This window comes from Paenibacillus sp. P4_A9, from assembly GCF_056402415.1.
Genome location: NZ_JBFUHL010000017.1, coordinates 1 through 16,209, shown reverse-complemented (window position 1 = coordinate 16,209; position 16,209 = coordinate 1). Strand labels below are relative to the sequence as shown.

General features: G+C 48.7%; 14 protein-coding genes and 1 rRNA gene. All 15 read left to right on the top strand.

Annotated features, from left to right (window positions below):
- Window positions 1-52 precede the first annotated feature (52 nt).
- Window positions 53-922, top strand: coding sequence for an ABC transporter permease (locus AC1DVJ_RS13910; protein ID WP_477591697.1), 870 nt, complete (start codon window positions 53-55; stop codon window positions 920-922).
- A gap of 25 nt (window positions 923-947) precedes the next feature.
- Entirely contained in the window at window positions 948-1,877 is a 930-nt protein-coding gene (locus AC1DVJ_RS13905; RefSeq protein ID WP_477591587.1) for a carbohydrate ABC transporter permease, read from the top strand.
- 69 nt (window positions 1,878-1,946) lie between these two features.
- Complete coding sequence (locus AC1DVJ_RS13900; RefSeq protein ID WP_477591586.1) at window positions 1,947-3,092, top strand: family 8 glycosyl hydrolase; 1,146 nt, start codon at window positions 1,947-1,949, stop codon at window positions 3,090-3,092.
- Window positions 3,093-3,332: 240 nt separating this feature from the next.
- Window positions 3,333-4,412 carry an ABC transporter ATP-binding protein gene (locus tag AC1DVJ_RS13895; protein WP_477591585.1) on the top strand — a complete coding sequence of 360 codons (1,080 nt, stop codon included), beginning with the start codon at window positions 3,333-3,335 and terminating at the stop codon, window positions 4,410-4,412.
- Entirely contained in the window at window positions 4,405-5,121 is a 717-nt protein-coding gene (locus AC1DVJ_RS13890) for an ABC transporter permease subunit (protein WP_477591583.1), read from the top strand. Before AC1DVJ_RS13895 ends, AC1DVJ_RS13890 begins: the two co-directional genes overlap by 8 nt.
- Window positions 5,122-5,126: 5 nt before the next feature.
- On the top strand, window positions 5,127-6,515 hold the full coding sequence (locus tag AC1DVJ_RS13885) for a GldG family protein (RefSeq protein ID WP_477591581.1): 1,389 nt from the start codon (window positions 5,127-5,129) through the stop codon (window positions 6,513-6,515).
- Window positions 6,512-7,444 (top strand): DUF4340 domain-containing protein, encoded by a 933-nt coding sequence (locus tag AC1DVJ_RS13880; protein ID WP_477591579.1) that lies wholly within the window; start codon window positions 6,512-6,514, stop codon window positions 7,442-7,444. The genes AC1DVJ_RS13885 and AC1DVJ_RS13880 overlap by 4 nt, the downstream gene beginning before the upstream one ends.
- Window positions 7,445-7,558: 114 nt before the next feature.
- Window positions 7,559-7,783, top strand: a complete 225-nt coding sequence (locus AC1DVJ_RS13875; RefSeq protein ID WP_057312695.1) for a hypothetical protein — start codon at window positions 7,559-7,561, stop codon at window positions 7,781-7,783.
- A 28-nt stretch (window positions 7,784-7,811) separates the two neighbouring features.
- Window positions 7,812-8,702: a spore coat protein gene (locus tag AC1DVJ_RS13870; RefSeq protein ID WP_477591577.1), complete on the top strand. Its 891-nt coding sequence runs from the start codon at window positions 7,812-7,814 to the stop codon at window positions 8,700-8,702.
- Between the two features lie 195 nt (window positions 8,703-8,897).
- Window positions 8,898-9,365: a hypothetical protein gene (locus AC1DVJ_RS13865; RefSeq protein WP_477591575.1), complete on the top strand. Its 468-nt coding sequence runs from the start codon at window positions 8,898-8,900 to the stop codon at window positions 9,363-9,365.
- Between the two features lie 177 nt (window positions 9,366-9,542).
- Window positions 9,543-10,244, top strand: coding sequence for a heptaprenylglyceryl phosphate synthase (pcrB, locus tag AC1DVJ_RS13860; protein WP_477591573.1), 702 nt, complete (start codon window positions 9,543-9,545; stop codon window positions 10,242-10,244).
- Window positions 10,234-12,612: a DNA helicase PcrA gene (gene pcrA / locus AC1DVJ_RS13855; protein ID WP_477591571.1), complete on the top strand. Its 2,379-nt coding sequence runs from the start codon at window positions 10,234-10,236 to the stop codon at window positions 12,610-12,612. The genes pcrB and pcrA overlap by 11 nt, the downstream gene beginning before the upstream one ends.
- 61 nt (window positions 12,613-12,673) lie before the next feature.
- Window positions 12,674-14,695, top strand: coding sequence for an NAD-dependent DNA ligase LigA (ligA, locus tag AC1DVJ_RS13850; RefSeq protein ID WP_477591569.1), 2,022 nt, complete (start codon window positions 12,674-12,676; stop codon window positions 14,693-14,695).
- 27 nt (window positions 14,696-14,722) lie between these two features.
- The gene (locus AC1DVJ_RS13845) at window positions 14,723-15,733 is read left to right on the top strand and encodes a DUF1835 domain-containing protein (RefSeq protein WP_477591567.1); all 1,011 of its coding nucleotides are present in this window, start codon (window positions 14,723-14,725) and stop codon (window positions 15,731-15,733) included.
- Between the two features lie 222 nt (window positions 15,734-15,955).
- A 16S ribosomal RNA gene (locus tag AC1DVJ_RS13840) occupies window positions 15,956-16,209 on the top strand; the annotation flags it as partial.

Below are 16,209 nucleotides of genomic sequence, written 5' to 3'. Positions count from 1 at the left end.
ATCAAAGGGATTGGCTTTATTTTTTCAAAGACTGGGTAAACAAAAAGTATTGATGGCGATGTCTCTGCCWTTTCTCGTTTGGCTGTTTGTTTTCAAATATGTGCCGCTTTGGGGCTGGTCCATGGCGTTTCAAAAATATCGTCCTGCCAAAAAATTCTCAGAGCAGACCTGGGTCGGATTCGACCAGTTTAAATTCCTTTTCCAAGATGATGGATTCCTTCGCGTCATGCGTAATACGCTGGCGATGAGTACGATTAATCTTGTTCTAGGGTTCGTTACAGCCGTTACGTTAGCTATTCTACTTAATGAATTACGTAAAGTTATTTTCAAACGGTTCGTACAGACCATCAGTTATTTGCCACATTTTATTTCTTGGGTCGTTGCTGCAAGCATTGTATCAGGTGCCTTATCGACAGATGGCGGGATTATTAATGAACTCTTATTGAAGTTACATCTGATTAGCGAACCCATTCTATGGCTCGGCAAGGGTGAATATTTCTGGGGAATTCTTGGTGCATCCGAGGTGTGGAAAAACGTCGGTTGGAACACAATTATTTATCTAGCTGCGATGACGACGATTGACCCGGCTCTGTATGAGTCCGCAGAAATGGACGGAGCAAACAGATTTCAGCGCATTGTGCATATCACGCTGCCAGGGATTAAACCGGTTATTATCATATTGCTAATTATGAATTTAGGTCACATTCTTGAGTCTGGTTTTGAACCGCAGTATTTACTCAAAAATGGGATGAACATAGATTATGCAGAAAATCTAGACATTTTCGTTCTGAATTACGGTATCAACTTAGGGAACTTCTCGTTGGCGACAGCGGCAGGCATTTTCAAGACCGTGGTTAGCTTCATCTTCTTGATCAGTGCGAATCAAATTGCCAAACGTGCTGGTGAAGCCAGATTGTTCTAACCATTCTACGAAGGAGGTATCAGCTATGGAAGCTGCACAACATTCAAGATCAAGCCGGCGGAATACGCACATAGGTGATCGCCTGTTCGATATTTGTAATATCATTTTTATGTTCTGTCTCGTTGTTGTTACGCTGTATCCGTTTGTTAATACGCTTGCCGTAGCATTGAACGATGCGAATGACGCGGTCCGTGGAGGGATTTATCTCATTCCTAGGATGTGGACGCTAGATAATTTTAAATACGTTTTTAGCGAAGCCGCCATCGTGCATGCTTTCTTCATTTCGGTGATGAGAACGGTGCTGGGTACCGTGGTTACAGTGTTCTGCTCCGCAATGGTAGCCTACACGATGTCGCGTCAAGAGTACGTGCTTCGCAAGTTCGTAACGGTTTCATTTATCTTCACGATGTATTTCAGCGGAGGCTTAATTCCGGGATACCTGCTCGTTCGGGACCTTGGCATGTTAGGAAGCTTCTGGGTGTATATCATTCCAGGTATGATCGGCGTATTCAACTTAATTATCATCCGTTCGTTTATTGAAGGACTTCCTGATGGGATTCTGGAAGCGGCTCGTATCGATGGCGCGAGTGATTTCGCGATGTTCATGCGGATTGTTCTTCCGCTCGTCGTTCCCGTGCTTGCGACAGTTGCGCTATTTAGCGCGGTCGGTCAATGGAACTCCTGGTTTGATGTTTTCTTGTACAACTCGTCCAACGAAAACCTGAGTACACTACAGTACGAGTTGATGAAAATACTACAGAATACGAATACGCAAACATCCCAAACGGCGGCCGACATTTTCGCTAGCAGTGCGAATGCTGGGGCAGCTACGGTAACTCCAACGTCGATTCGTTCTACAATGACAATCGTGGTGAGCCTTCCGATTATTATGGTGTATCCGTTCTTGCAAAAGTACTTTGTTAAAGGGATGACCGTTGGCGGCGTAAAAGGATAGTAGAGATAACCGACGAGCCCCCGGCATCCCTGATGTCTTGGGGTTCGTTTCATGAGGAGGCATTTTCATATGCAAAAGCAAGCGACTGGCGCTTCAGCAAATGGTATTTACCGCAATATATTTGCGGAGTATGGGTATGCCGAAGCGGATATTCAACATAAAGTGCAAGACATGTGGAACCAATTGTTCCACGGCGATGAGGATACGAGAATCTATTACGAAGCCGGTGAAGCTGGAGCTTACTTACTGGATACAGGTAACCTGGATGTCCGTACAGAGGGCATGTCCTATGGCATGATGATAGCCGTTCAACTGGATCAGAAAGACGTATTCGATCGGATTTGGAAGTGGACGCATACCAACATGTTGATGACCGAGGGCGACAATGCGGGGTATTTCGCTTGGTCGTGCAATACCGATGGCTCCAAGCGATCGAACGGTCCGGCACCAGATGGGGAAGAGTATTTTGCCTTGTCCCTGTTCTTCGCCTCTCATCGCTGGGGAGATGGGGAATCGCCATATAATTACAGCGAGCAGGCACGGGATTTGCTGCGAACGTGTATTCACAAGGGTGAAAATAGCGTAGGCCAGCCTATGTGGAATCCGGACAATAAGCTGATTAAGTTCGTCCCCAACTGCGAATACTCTGATCCGTCGTACCATCTGCCGCATTTCTATGAGCTATTTGCTTTATGGGCATATGAAGAGGATCGGCTGTTTTGGAAAGAGGCTGCAGAAGCTAGCCGCGCTTACATGCAGATCTCGTGTCATCCCGAGACGGGCTTGGCACCGGAATATGCCCATTATGACGGTACACCGAATGATGAGCGTGGCTATGGCCACTTCTTCAGCGATTCCTATCGCGTAGCTGCCAATATTGGGTTGGATGCGGAGTGGTGTGGCGGTTCCAAGTGGCATACCGATACGGCCAATCGCATTCAAGATTTTTTCGCGGATAAGTCGCCGGAGGACTATCGTCGGTACCAGATCGATGGCACGCCTTTTGAGGAGAAAGCACTTCATCCCGTGGGCATCATAGCTACGAATGCGATGGCCTCGCTTGCTGTGTCAGACGGTGCTCATGCCCGTGCGTGCGTGGACTTATTCTGGCAGACGCCAGTTCGTACGGGTGTACGACGATATTATGATAATTGCCTGTATGCGTTCAGTGTGCTAGCGCTAAGTGGGAATTTTAAGATTTGGCTGCCTGAATAGACCTGATAAAGAACCATGGACGATAGTCGTTTATGGTTTTTTTTGTTCTTGTTCGAGAGCCAAATAATATATCCGACATATTGCGCTCCCACAGTGCATGATTCGACATCTCCACAGGACTTGTTCACAATTCAGACACATTATTTTAATCTATTTTTCAGATTTGCTTAAGGTTGGTTTATTGTTCCACCCGTATAGTGATGATGAATAATACGAACGCATAGAAATGGGGGATCTTGGATGCTAGAGGTCAAACAAGTCAGCAAGCTGTACGAAAATGATCGCGGCGTGCATAACATCGATTTCTCGATGCAGCGCGGTGAAATCGTCGGCTTCTTAGGGCCGAATGGTGCTGGCAAAACAACGACGATGCGCATGATTACAGGTTACCTGAATCCAACGCATGGTCAAATATGGGTGGACGGTCACTCCATGGCCGATAACCCGAAGAAGGCACGCCGCAAGATTGGCTACTTGCCGGAAACGCCGCCTCTGTACCCGGAGATGACGGTACAGTCCTACTTGCGCTTCATCGCCAACCTGCGCGATGTACCGGCGCGAGAGCAAAAACTGCGTGTCGGCGAAGCCATCGACAAGCTCGGACTGCAAGGTCGCGAGAAGCAAATCATTCGCTCCCTCTCCAAGGGCTATAAGCAGCGCCTCGGACTCGCGCAAGCGATTCTACACCAACCGGATCTGCTCATTCTGGACGAGCCCACGTCGGGCCTCGATCCGAAGCAGATCATCGAGATCCGCCAGCTAATCCATGAGCTGGGCGAAAACCACACCGTGCTGCTGAGCACGCACATCTTGCCTGAAATTAACGCGATTTGTAACCGCGTTCTCATTATTAACCAAGGTCGCGTCGTCCTCGACGAGCGCCCAGAGCATCTCGGCCGCACGATGGGCGAGACGTTCGAGGTGTCGCTCGAGGTCAAGGGACCTCGCGAGCGGATCTTGACCGAGCTGCGCAGCCTGCCTTCCGTCGGCGAAGTGAAAGAAGTCGACGCACCGGAAGCGAGCGCAGTGCTACCTGCGACGTCTGCCCCTGAATCCGCGGAGTCCGCCACAGACGAAGCTGCTGATGTTTCCGCAAGTGATCTTCCATCAGCACCTGTCGAGTCCGTCAAGCTCCTCGTCACCTCCGCAGATCGCGCAGAAGACATCCGCGAAGCGCTATTCTTCCGCCTGGCGAATGCAGGCTTGCCGATCCTCGAGATGAAGCGGGAAAGCCTCAGCCTAGAGGATATTTTCCTCAAGCTGACAACGGACGAGCCTGCTGCCGATACATCCAAGGGGGAGGTAGACACCGATGCGTAGAATCTGGGCCATTTGTTCCAAAGAGCTGCAAATGTATTTCTTCTCGCCAGTTGCGTATGTGGCGTTTGCCTTCTACGTGCTGTTGTCGAGCTTCTTTTTCTACATTAATTTCGTGAACGGACAGCCGCCGATTGTGGATGCGCGCTCTATTGTGGGCAACACCACGTTCATCTATCTGTTCATTATCCCGCTTTTAACGATGCGCCTAGTAGCGGATGAGTTCCGTCAAGGTACGGATGAGCTGCTCCTGACATCACCTGCAGGTATTGGTGAAATTGTGCTAGGTAAGTACTTGTCAGCGCTAATCGTTCAAGTTGGACTCGTGGCGATCAGCCTCGTATATCCGTTAATTATGTCCTCTTTTGGAACATTGGATATGCCTGTAACCTGGCTGTCTTACCTGAGCATGTTCCTATTAGGCTGCGCGATGATGGCGATTGGCTTGTTTGCATCCAGTTTGTCCAATAACCAGATGGTTGCGGGGATCACCGGATTCGTTATTCTGCTTTTACTCTGGCTCCTAGATTGGGTGAGCAGCAGCATGACAGGGAAACTGAAGGATTACGTAGGTCAATTTTCATTGACCAGTCATTTAAACAACCTGCAAAAGGGCGTCTTCCATGGCGGCGATATCCTCTTTTACATCACATTAACAGCCGTGTTCCTGGTTCTTTGTATACAAGTCCTTGAAAGAAAGCGTTGGAGGTGAGCGGAATGAATAAGTGGATACGGGGAACTAATGCGACTGTTTTATCAATCGCCGTTATCGGCATTTTCATTATTCTGACAATCTTCCTGCACTCGCTTAAGGGCTTTCAGGACGATTTGACGAAAAATAAAAATTTCACGCTCTCAGAGCAAACAACTGCTGCACTGAAAAATCTCAATCAAGATATTCATGTCATCGCCTTCACGAACAATGGGGATGGCAATGATTTTGTGACGCGTCAAGTCACAGATATGGTGGCGGAGTATAAAAAGCAAAGCGGTAAAATTACCTACGACGAGTACGATATGCTAAAACAGCCTTCGATGGCGAAGCAGTATGGCGTTGATCAAGGCGGCACGATTATTTTCGAGATGGGCGCCAAAAAGCAAACCATCAACTTCTATGAACTGTTCGTCGGACAACAAGATGGCTCCTACACCTTCTCTGGTGAAGAGAAGTTTACACAAGCTATTCAAAGTCTGACGTCCACGGAGAAACATACCGTTTACTTGCTCTCCGGTCATCAAGAGTACCCAGCAACAGCTATGAGTATTTTCAAAAGCAGCCTGGCTGCTGCTAACTACGACGTAAAAGATCTGAATCTTTACGTTGAAGGCAAAATCCCAGATGATGCGCAAATGCTCATGCTGCTCGGGCCGCAAAACGACCTGAACGACAAAGAAGCCGAGCTCATTCAGGCGTATTTGAAGGGGAAAGGTAAGATCTATATCGCCCTAGGCTTCAACAAGGATATGGCAACGAAGTGGAAAAACATCGATGCCATCATGAAAACTTATGGTGTTCAGGATCAGCACGCGATCGCGATTGAAGCGAAGCAAACGTCCTTGTATGATCCATTAACGATTATCCCAGAATACGGTTCTCATGATATTACGAACAAATTATCCAGCAATAACTTGATTACCATGCTGTCGCTGGCAGTTAGCTTGAACGCAGATGAAAGTGCGCCGGATTACACCCAATCGCTGTTGTTGACCACAACGGATAAAGCTTACGGTGAAACGGACATCAACCAGTTGGCGCAGTCCAAAACCAAACAAGATGCGACAGATGTCAAAGGACCGCTTAACTTGGGTTATGCAATTTCCGACAAAGATAACAAGCCGAAGGCTGTTATTCTCGGGGGCTCTACGTTTGTGTTAGATGAAGATATTCAGAATCAGGGGAATAAAGATTTCGCTCTGAACAGTATTGGCTGGCTGCAAGAACAGAAAGATCAAATTACGATCCGTCCGCGTCAAGGGGATGCCTTCCAACAGGCGATGATTACGCCTAGCCAAGCGAATACGATTTTCCTCATTACAATCGTGTTCTTACCGCTCTTGTTCCTTGTTATTGGCGGCTTGATCTGGTGGAGGAGGAGAAGAGGATGAAACGGTTTATTCCAACGATTCTGTTAGTCGTCATTTGCATCGGTGGTTTCTGGTACGCGTCGAGCAAGGACTTCTTCCAAGAGGCCAAAGATGAACCGAAGTCCCTTCTGACGCTGAAGCAAGAAGATGTGCAAGGTCTTATCGTGAAAACCGAGGGGCAAGAGATTCAGCTCAATCGCACAGCGAACGGATGGGATATGCAAAAGCCTGCGGCTGCGCCAATCAATTCGAATCTAGTCGATTCTTGGTTGGATGGATTGGGTCTCGTCACCTCGACCAAGCTTGTGGAAGAACAAGCAACCAATCTAGCTGAATATGGCTTGGATAAGCCGGTTGGCACCTATGAAGTTACAATGAAGGATGGTTCAAAGAAAGGCTTGCTCGTCGGGACTGCTCTACCGATCGAAGGCTTCTCCTACGTACAGGTAGAAGGCGCTCCTGCCGTTTATCAGGTCAGTGATCAATCGTTAACCTCCCTGAACAAAGCGCCAGTCGACTTTGCAGATACAAGTCCGATTCAATTGGAGAACGATAAGGTTCAGAGTGTCAAAATGACATGGAAGGGCCAGACGTGGACGCTTTCCAAAACAGATAAAGATAAAGTCGCTGCGGATGCCAACTGGAAGCTAGGGGACAAAGAGATCAAGGGCGCGGATGCAAGTCCGTTGCTGGATGAACTGATCTTCCTGCACAGTATGGAACTCCCGCAAGCGGCAGCTGGGACGCCGACAACAGGTGGAGAGCTTAAATTGGAGATTGCATGGACGGTAGACGGGAAAGACGTTACCGATGTCTACGAAGGTAAATTGACCGGAGAACAAGTTTGGCTAGCCAAGCAGGGTGGGCAGTGGGCCTACTCGCTGGCAGCCGAGGAAATTCAGAAATTAGCAGATGCTTATGCGGGTAAACCTGCACAGCCTGCTTCCTAATCGAAAACTGCTTCCTACAGTGATTTTGCTGTGGTGGAGCAGTTTTTTTGTTCATCCGACATAAAACGGCATTTTTTGGGAAAAATAAAAGAGAGGAAAGGAGGTCACATGCACATGTACAACACGCAAGAGAACCAAGCGATTTCAGGTAAAGAACTTTCGTATCTGTCGGATACATTCAAGAATGAAGAATTGTTAGCAAAGCTTTGTGTACAAGGCGCGGTGAACAGCCAAAGTCAGTCCTTGAAACAAACCTTGTCTCACCTATCTCAGGAACGATTGCAAAATATGAGTATCCTGATCAACGCCCTGCAACAACAATCCGGAATGACCCACTAATTCGAACCTACAAGGAGGTGCAAGACGCATGTATCAGCAAAATTCTCAACAGCAGCAAGTCGACCTAGAAGATCTGGACTTTGCCAACTTCGTCCTATCTGAATTGAAACGCAGTGCGCGCGAATATACAACGGCAGCCTTGGAAGCTGCTAACCCTGGCATTCGACAGACATTCGAAACCTTATTGCAAAAAACATTAGATGATCAAGCACTTGTTTTTCAAGAAATCCAGAACCTTGGCGGTTATCAGATTCAGCCAGCTGAGCAGCAGATGATTGGGCAAGAGCTTCAAAAGCAGAGTCAGACAGCGATACAAGTACAGGCCATCGTCCAACAGCATGTAAGCAGAGCCGCTTCAGTGAGCCATACCCAGCAGGTTTCTGCACAGTCGCAGCAAGAGCCGCAATCACAGCAACATCAATCATACCAAACACAGTCTCACCAGACAGAACAGCAGTACCAACAAAGGCAACCGTACAGTCAGCAACAGACACAACAAAGTCAACAGCAGAATCAAGTTGCGGCCCTGCACCAAGCATCAACGCCGGCACCAACACCAACACCTTCGTTCCAGCCAGTTAATTATGCCAACCAGTATCCGAATGCGGTATACAACAATCAACAAGGTCGAGGCCAAGGATATACACCGAGTCAGACACAGCAGCAGTCCTCATCCTATAACCAAGCCCAAACACGGAGCTACCAAGATCAAAGTCATGATCAATCAAGCTATGGTCGTGGGTCTCAGGGGTATGCGGCTTCTTCCAATCATACCAATGAGCATACAGGCATGACGGGGACAGGCAGACCTGCGCAAGCACGTATTGTTTCCCGCACACAGCAAGGAGTGCCATCGTCGACTTCCGAAGGGAACTCCTATACGAATAGGTCCCAAGAAGGTAACAAATATAACTTTTAAACAAGTGTAATCACACTTTAAACCGTTTCAAGACATCCTGCCTCTCTTTGGCAGGGTGTCTTTTTATTGCTTACTTCGAAATCATTTCGAATTAATTTGTCCCACTATTTTTCTATTTCAGGAATGAGTACGGCTTGGCACACATATATAAGGAACATAGGATGTCCAAACTTAGGGAAAAGGGAGCTTAAGCTGATGAAAAAAACGTGGGTATATGGTGCGGCTACTTTAGTGGTATTGGGAGCATTAACAACAGCATGCGGTTCCAAAGATGAGGTCCTCCCATCCGTAGCAACAGGAACGAAGGATGCGGGAACAACGACAACGGCTCAGGTGAAGACGGAGACAGGAACGAAAGCAACTACAACGGGCGCGAAGCCTGTAATTGATGCCGAGTACAAAGTAGATGGAAAAAATGTCACGATTACCTATCAAACGCCGAACTTCAAATTATCCCAAGATGATATGGATAAAGCTAATGTACTGGGAGTGGGGCATCTCCACCTGTATGTGGACGGCAAGCAGAAAGCGATGATTGGTAAGACGGGACCATTAACCCTTACGAATTTAACAACAGGTGCACATGAAATTAAACTAGAGCTGCAGCAAAATGATCACAAAGCCATCAATGTTGAGAAAATTCTTAACATCGTCGTCAAATAACGAACATTTGTGCGTATTACGGCGCAAATGAAGCATCCGTGAAGATCGGATACGTTCAGTTGCATATTCCTCCAAAAGACGGGCGATTAGCCCGTCTTTTGTCATTTGACAGCTATGTATACGTAGCATAGACTGTTGTTAGTATGGCACAACTGCCGCCTAATCGGAGGGAAACAATTGATCGTCGATATACGCAAGTGGAAGCATGTATTTAAGCTCGATCCAGACCGGGACATCTCAGATGAGGCGCTGGATCGGCTCTGTTTATCTGGCACGGATGCGATTCTCGTAGGCGGGTCTTCAGGGGTCACATTCGATAATACGGTGGATTTGTTATCGAGGATCCGTCAATATGAGGTTTCCGTTGCCTTAGAGATTTCGAATCAGGAAGCGATCGTGCCGGGGTTTGATCTTTTTTTGATTCCTGTGGTGCTAAACGCGAATGATCCGAAATGGATCGTAGGACAGCATCACGAGGCTCTCAAAGAATATGGTGCTTTACTGAATTGGGATGAGATCGTAGCTGAAGGCTACATTATATTGAATAAAGAAGCGACGGCAGCACAGCTGACCTCAGCGCGAACCAACTTGGATGCCAAGGACGTAGCAGCTTATGCACGTATGGCGGACAAGCTTTTTCACATGTCGATCGTCTATTTGGAATACAGCGGGACCTTCGGTGATATGGAGCTCGTCCGTCGGACGCGGCAAGTGCTGGAGAATGCCCGGTTATTATACGGTGGCGGGATCGACTCCCTAGAGAAAGCGCAGCAAGCTGCGGACGCGGCAGACACCATTGTGGTCGGTAATATTATTTATAGTGACTTGGAGCAGGCGCTTCAGACCGTGAATGTGAACTTTGATAGAAATGGAAGGTAACCCTAACGTGAATGAAACTGTCAATATTTTAGAAGCGATCAAAAAGTTGAACCCCCAGCAGCGCAAAGCTGTAGAAGCTGTAGACGGCCCTCTTTTAATTATGGCTGGAGCGGGTAGCGGAAAGACGCGTGTGCTCACGCATCGGATTGCTTACCTCGTTGGTACGCGCAAAGCGGCGCCGTGGAACATTCTAGCTCTAACCTTTACGAACAAAGCGGCCCGTGAAATGCAAGATCGCGTAGGCAAGCTGGTTGGCGGTAGCGGCAGCGACATTTGGGTATCCACGTTTCACTCGATGTGTGTGCGTATGCTGCGCAGAGATATTACTCGCATCGGCTTTACCTCGAACTTTACGATTTTAGATTCAGGCGATCAACTTTCCGTTATCAAAACCTGCTGCAAAGAGCTCAACATTGATACGAAGAAACACGAGCCGAAGGCATTCCAAGCGGCGATCTCCACAGCCAAAAACGAACTTATCTCTCCTAAACAATTTGAAGACAAAATCGGTGACTACTTCGATGGTTTGACCTCGAAAATTTATACCCTTTATCAAAAGAAGCTGAGAGCCAACAATTCCTTGGATTTCGACGATTTGATTATGGCGACGATTCATTTGTTTAAAGAAGTGCCAGAGGTTCTGGAATTTTATCAAAACAAATTTCAATATATTCATGTCGATGAGTATCAGGATACGAACAGAGCGCAGTATATGCTGTGCCAGATGATTGCTGAGAAGCATAAACGTATTTGCGTCGTAGGGGACAGTGATCAGTCCATCTATCGTTGGCGCGGAGCGGATATTAGCAACATCCTCAATTTTGAACAGGATTATCCGAATGCCACGGCGATTCTCTTGGAGCAGAACTATCGCTCGACCTCAAATATTTTGCAGGCAGCGAATAAAGTCATTGCTAACAACACGGGCCGTAAGCCGAAGAATCTGTGGACGGATAAAGAAGGCGGCGTCGCAATTAAGCTGTACCAAGCCGATACCGAGTATGAAGAAGGTTACTTCGTTACGAATGAAATTAATAAGAATAAGGCCAATGGCAAAAGATTCGGCGATCACGCCATCCTATACCGAACGAATGCGCAGTCACGGGTTATCGAGGAAATTCTGATTAAATCGGATATCGCCTACACCATCGTCGGCGGGGTCAAGTTCTATGATCGTAAAGAGATTAAAGATATTTTGGGATACCTCCGTCTGATCTCTAACCCGAATGATGATATCTCCCTGAATCGAATTGTTAACGTGCCGAAGCGGGGGATCGGGGACACCACGATGGACAAAGTAGCGGATATGGCAGCGCGCAGAGGTCTGTCCCTGTTCGCCATGTTGGAGGAAGTCGATTCACTTGAAATCAATACGAAGGCGAAGCATGCACTCGCGGACTTCCGCGAAATGGTTGATAACCTCAATCGTATGGTGGACTACCTGTCCGTAACCGAGCTTACCGAGAAAATTCTTGAGATGTCACAGTACCGTGTAGAAATGCAGCGCGAGAACACGATTGAATCCAAGGCTCGACTCGAAAATATTGAAGAGTTCCTGTCCGTGACCATGGACTTCGAGAAGCGCAATGAGGATAAATCCCTCATTTCCTTCCTTACAGACCTTGCTTTGATCGCGGATATCGACACATTGGATAAAGAAAAACCCGAAGAAGAGCAGGATGCGGTTGTCCTCATGACCATGCACAGTGCCAAAGGGCTAGAGTTCCCGGTTGTGTTCATCATCGGGATGGAAGAAGGCGTCTTCCCGCACAGCCGTGCGTTCGCCGATAATGAAGAGCTCGAAGAGGAGCGCCGTTTGGCCTATGTCGGCATCACGCGCGCTGAGCAAGAGTTGTTCCTCACATGCGCGCGTATGCGCACGCTCTTCGGCCGCACCGCCGCGAACGCGCCGTCGAGATTCCTTCAGGAGATTCCGAAGGAACTCCTGGAGAGCGTCTCGGCTGGCGGCTCCAGCGGCGGCTTCTCCCGAGGTGGCCGTTCTGGCGGCACCTCGTCCTGGGGCAGCAGCGGCAGTGCCGCTGCATCGAGCCGTGGTACGACCACTGGCTCGTCTACTTGGGGCACACCGTCCTCCTTCGGGGGACGGCCTAGCACTACCGCAGGCGCGGCTGCGCCAAGCCCTGCGGCCGTGTCGAGACCGGCTGCGTTCCGGGCTCCGCAGCCTGCCGCAGGCGGCGCGGTGCCGGACTACAAAGCCAGCGACCGCGTGTCGCATGGCAAGTGGGGCGTCGGCACCGTCGTGTCCGTGAAGGGCTCGGGTGATGACACCGAGCTGCAAATTGCTTTCCCGGCGCCTGTTGGCTTGAAGCGCCTGCTCGCAAAGTTCGCTCCAATCACGAAAGTGTAGGGGCGGGCCTTTGGCCTTGAATTTGAATACCATATTCCCAATGAGAGAGGAAGAGCCCGCCATGACCGACCAACTCGCGGCAATGAAAACCCTCATCCAAGAAATCAACAAGCACAACCACAGCTACTATACACTGGATCAACCCACCATTTCGGATGCCGAGTGGGATGTTCTTTATGATAAATTGTCCAAGCTAGAGCAGGAGACAGGCGTTACCCTGCCTGCTTCCCCTACCCAGCGGGTAGGTGGAGAATTGCTCAAAGGTTTTGAGCCACACCGCCATTTAGCTCGTCTATGGAGTTTGGATAAAGCCCAGAACGCTGAAGATTTGGCAGCTTGGCATACACGTGTACTCAAGCTAATTGCCGATTACAACGGTAAGAATCCAGAAACGCCGCTTCCAGACCCGTCTTACGTGGTGGAACTTAAGTTTGATGGACTTACACTGAACCTTACGTATGAGCAAGGTCAGTTGGTTCAAGCTTCCACGCGTGGGAACGGTACAGTTGGCGAGGGCATTTTAGCGCAAATCAAAACCATCAAATCGATCCCGCTGGAGATTCCCTATGATCAGGGGACGATTGAAGTGCAAGGCGAGGGGATTATGTTCCTCTCTGTCCTAGAAAAGTACAACGAGACGGCCACAGATCCGCTCAAAAACGCTCGAAATGCCGCGGCAGGTGCCCTGCGTAACCAGAATCCTAAAATAACCGCAGAACGCAAACTGAACGCTTTCTTCTATAACATAGGTTATTCCGATAACATTCAGTTTGAAAATCATGCCGATATGGTTCAGTTCTTGCGTGATAACCTTTTCAAAGTGAGCAACCGCACACGTTATTTCGCTACGATTGAAGAAGTAAGCTCAGAATTGGAACGACTCGCTGAGGAGCGGTCCAGCCTTGATTTCCTCATTGACGGAAGCGTCGTGAAGCTAACGGATATGCGTACAAGAGAAGTACTTGGCTATACGGAGAAATTCCCGCGTTGGGCCATTGCTTACAAGTTCGAAGCCGAAGAAGCGATGACGACGCTGCAAAGTGTTTCTTGGGAAGTCGGCCGCACAGGTAAAATCACCCCACTAGCCCGCGTAGAGGCCGTTGATCTCGCAGGCGTAACCGTACAGAACTGTACGCTCAACAACATCGGCGACATTGAGCGCAAAAACCTCAAACACGCCCTAGGCAGCCTCGTCTACATACGCCGTTCGAATGACGTCATTCCAGAGATTCTCGGTAAGGTAACCGAGGAGAATGACGGCGAAGAGATCGTCGCACCGACGCATTGCCCGTCCTGCGGCAGTGAGCTTGAGATGCGCGGTGCGCACCTCTTCTGTCTCAACCGTCTCGGCTGCAGTCCGCAGCTCGTGGGCCGTATGGCGCATTTTGCTTCGCGCGATGCGATGGACATTGAATTTTTCAGCGAGATGACCGCTTCACAGCTGCATCAAGAGCTGGATGTCCGCGATCCTGCGGATCTGTACACCTTGCAGTTCGACGATCTCGTCAAGCTCGATCGCTTTGGAGAGAAGAAGGCGCGCAACCTACTCGGCGCCCTCGACAAAAGCAAAACCCGTGATCTTGCGTCCTTCCTGTATGCCCTTGGCATACCGAACTCAGGCAAGACCACGACTAAAGTGCTCGCAGACCACTATCGCAGTCTCACACGCATCATGGAAGCAACAACCGAAGAGCTTATCACGCTGCCAGATGTGGGCGGCATCGTCGCCGAAAGCATCCATTCCTTCTTCCGCGACCCTGTGATGGTGTCCAGTATCGAGCGCATGCTTGCCGCAGGCGTGAATCCTGTTGCTGAGGAAGCGCCAGTGATCGTGGCGAGCGAGGATAATACGTTCTTCGGCAAAACCATCGTACTCACAGGAACGCTTTCCTCGATGGGGCGGGACGAATGTGCCAAAAAGCTCGAAGCCAGAGGAGCTAAGATCACCGGCAGTGTCTCCAAAAAGACCGACATCGTGATCGCCGGCGAAAGCGCAGGCAGTAAGCTAACGAAAGCGCAAGAGCTTGGTATTCGCATCATTGAAGATGAGCAGGAGCTTTTACAATTACTAGGTGAAGCTTAATCTATAGAGAAGTGAGGTGACAGCGCCATGCCCCAGACCCTGCATATCGTAAACGGAGACTCGTTCGGCGATAAGCTGCGAGCATCCGGAATCGATGGTGAGATTTTGGTGTGGCGCGAGTCGCTCTATGAGGGACCTATTGGCATGCAAATGTCAGATAGCGTCCTTTTATCTATACGAGCCTCCTATATGAATCACCGGTACGGCATTCCCGAGGATACATTCAAGCTCCAAACGCTGCAGCAGGAGTCAACGCTCAATACCCTTTCCGATGAAGTGGACGAGGTTGTCCTATGGTTTGAGCATGATTTATATGACCAGTTGATGCTGTGTTATTTGCTTTCTAGAATAGCGGAGTTACCTCACCGTTCCTTCCAACTGTCGTTGATATGCATAGATCGCTTCCCTGGAGTTGACCCCTTCTATGGTTTAGGGCAGTTAACCGTGGATCAAATCCTTCATCTGCATGGCACTTGGTTGCCCGTAGAAGAAGATCAGCTACTGCTGGCCCGCAAAGTGTGGAAGGCTTATTCAGCTTCTGAGCCTTTGCCTATGGCTGCTTTATTAGAAGAAGACCTATCGGCACTCCCTTTTCTTAAAAAGGCCCTAGAGGCCCATACAGCTCGCTATCCTTCCATGCAAAATGGCTTGACCGCCATTCAGCAGCTGACGCTTGAACTGTTAGTGGACGATGAGGTATCTATTTTATCCTTATTTCAAAGCGTTTCTGAGCAAGCCAGTCATTATGGCTTAGGTGATTTGCAGTTCTGGGGCATCCTGGATGGGCTTTGGCATTGCAATAAGCCATTAATCCAAGTGCTTGGTGGAGATAAGCTGCCGAGGTACGGTGAAGCATGGCCGCCGCAATTTGAAAATTTCAGAGTAAAGATAACTAAAATGGGTAATCTTATTCTTCATAGTAAACAGGACCAAATCATTCTGAACGGGATCGATGAATGGATCGGTGGCGTTCATTTGGTTGGTACGAAGGATGTTTGGCGCCGAAATACAGTAACTACGGGGTTTTTGAGACTGTAATATAATGGATGTAAAAAGTCGCTTGCATTTCGTTTTGAAACCTGATAATATATGTTCTTGTCACCGCAAGAGCGATGCATTAACGCTTTAAACGGTAACGCAATAAAGCTCTTTGAAAACTGAACAAATGAATGAAGCATATCAGCAAATTCAGTCACGTAAGTGACTACAATTGAGATTGCAAAATCTCGCTAGCAAGTCAATGAGCATTTCAGCTTTTCTATTATGGAGAGTTTGATCCTGGCTCAGGACGAACGCTGGCGGCGTGCCTAATACATGCAAGTCGAGCGGGTTTATCCTTCGGGATAAGCTAGCGGCGGACGGGTGAGTAACACGTAGGTAACCTGCCTTTAAGACTGGGATAACTATCGGAAACGATAGCTAAGACCGGATAACTGGTTTTCTCGCATGAGAGAATCATAAAACACGGAGCAATCTGTGGCTTGAAGATGGGCCTGCGGCGCATTAGGCATTAG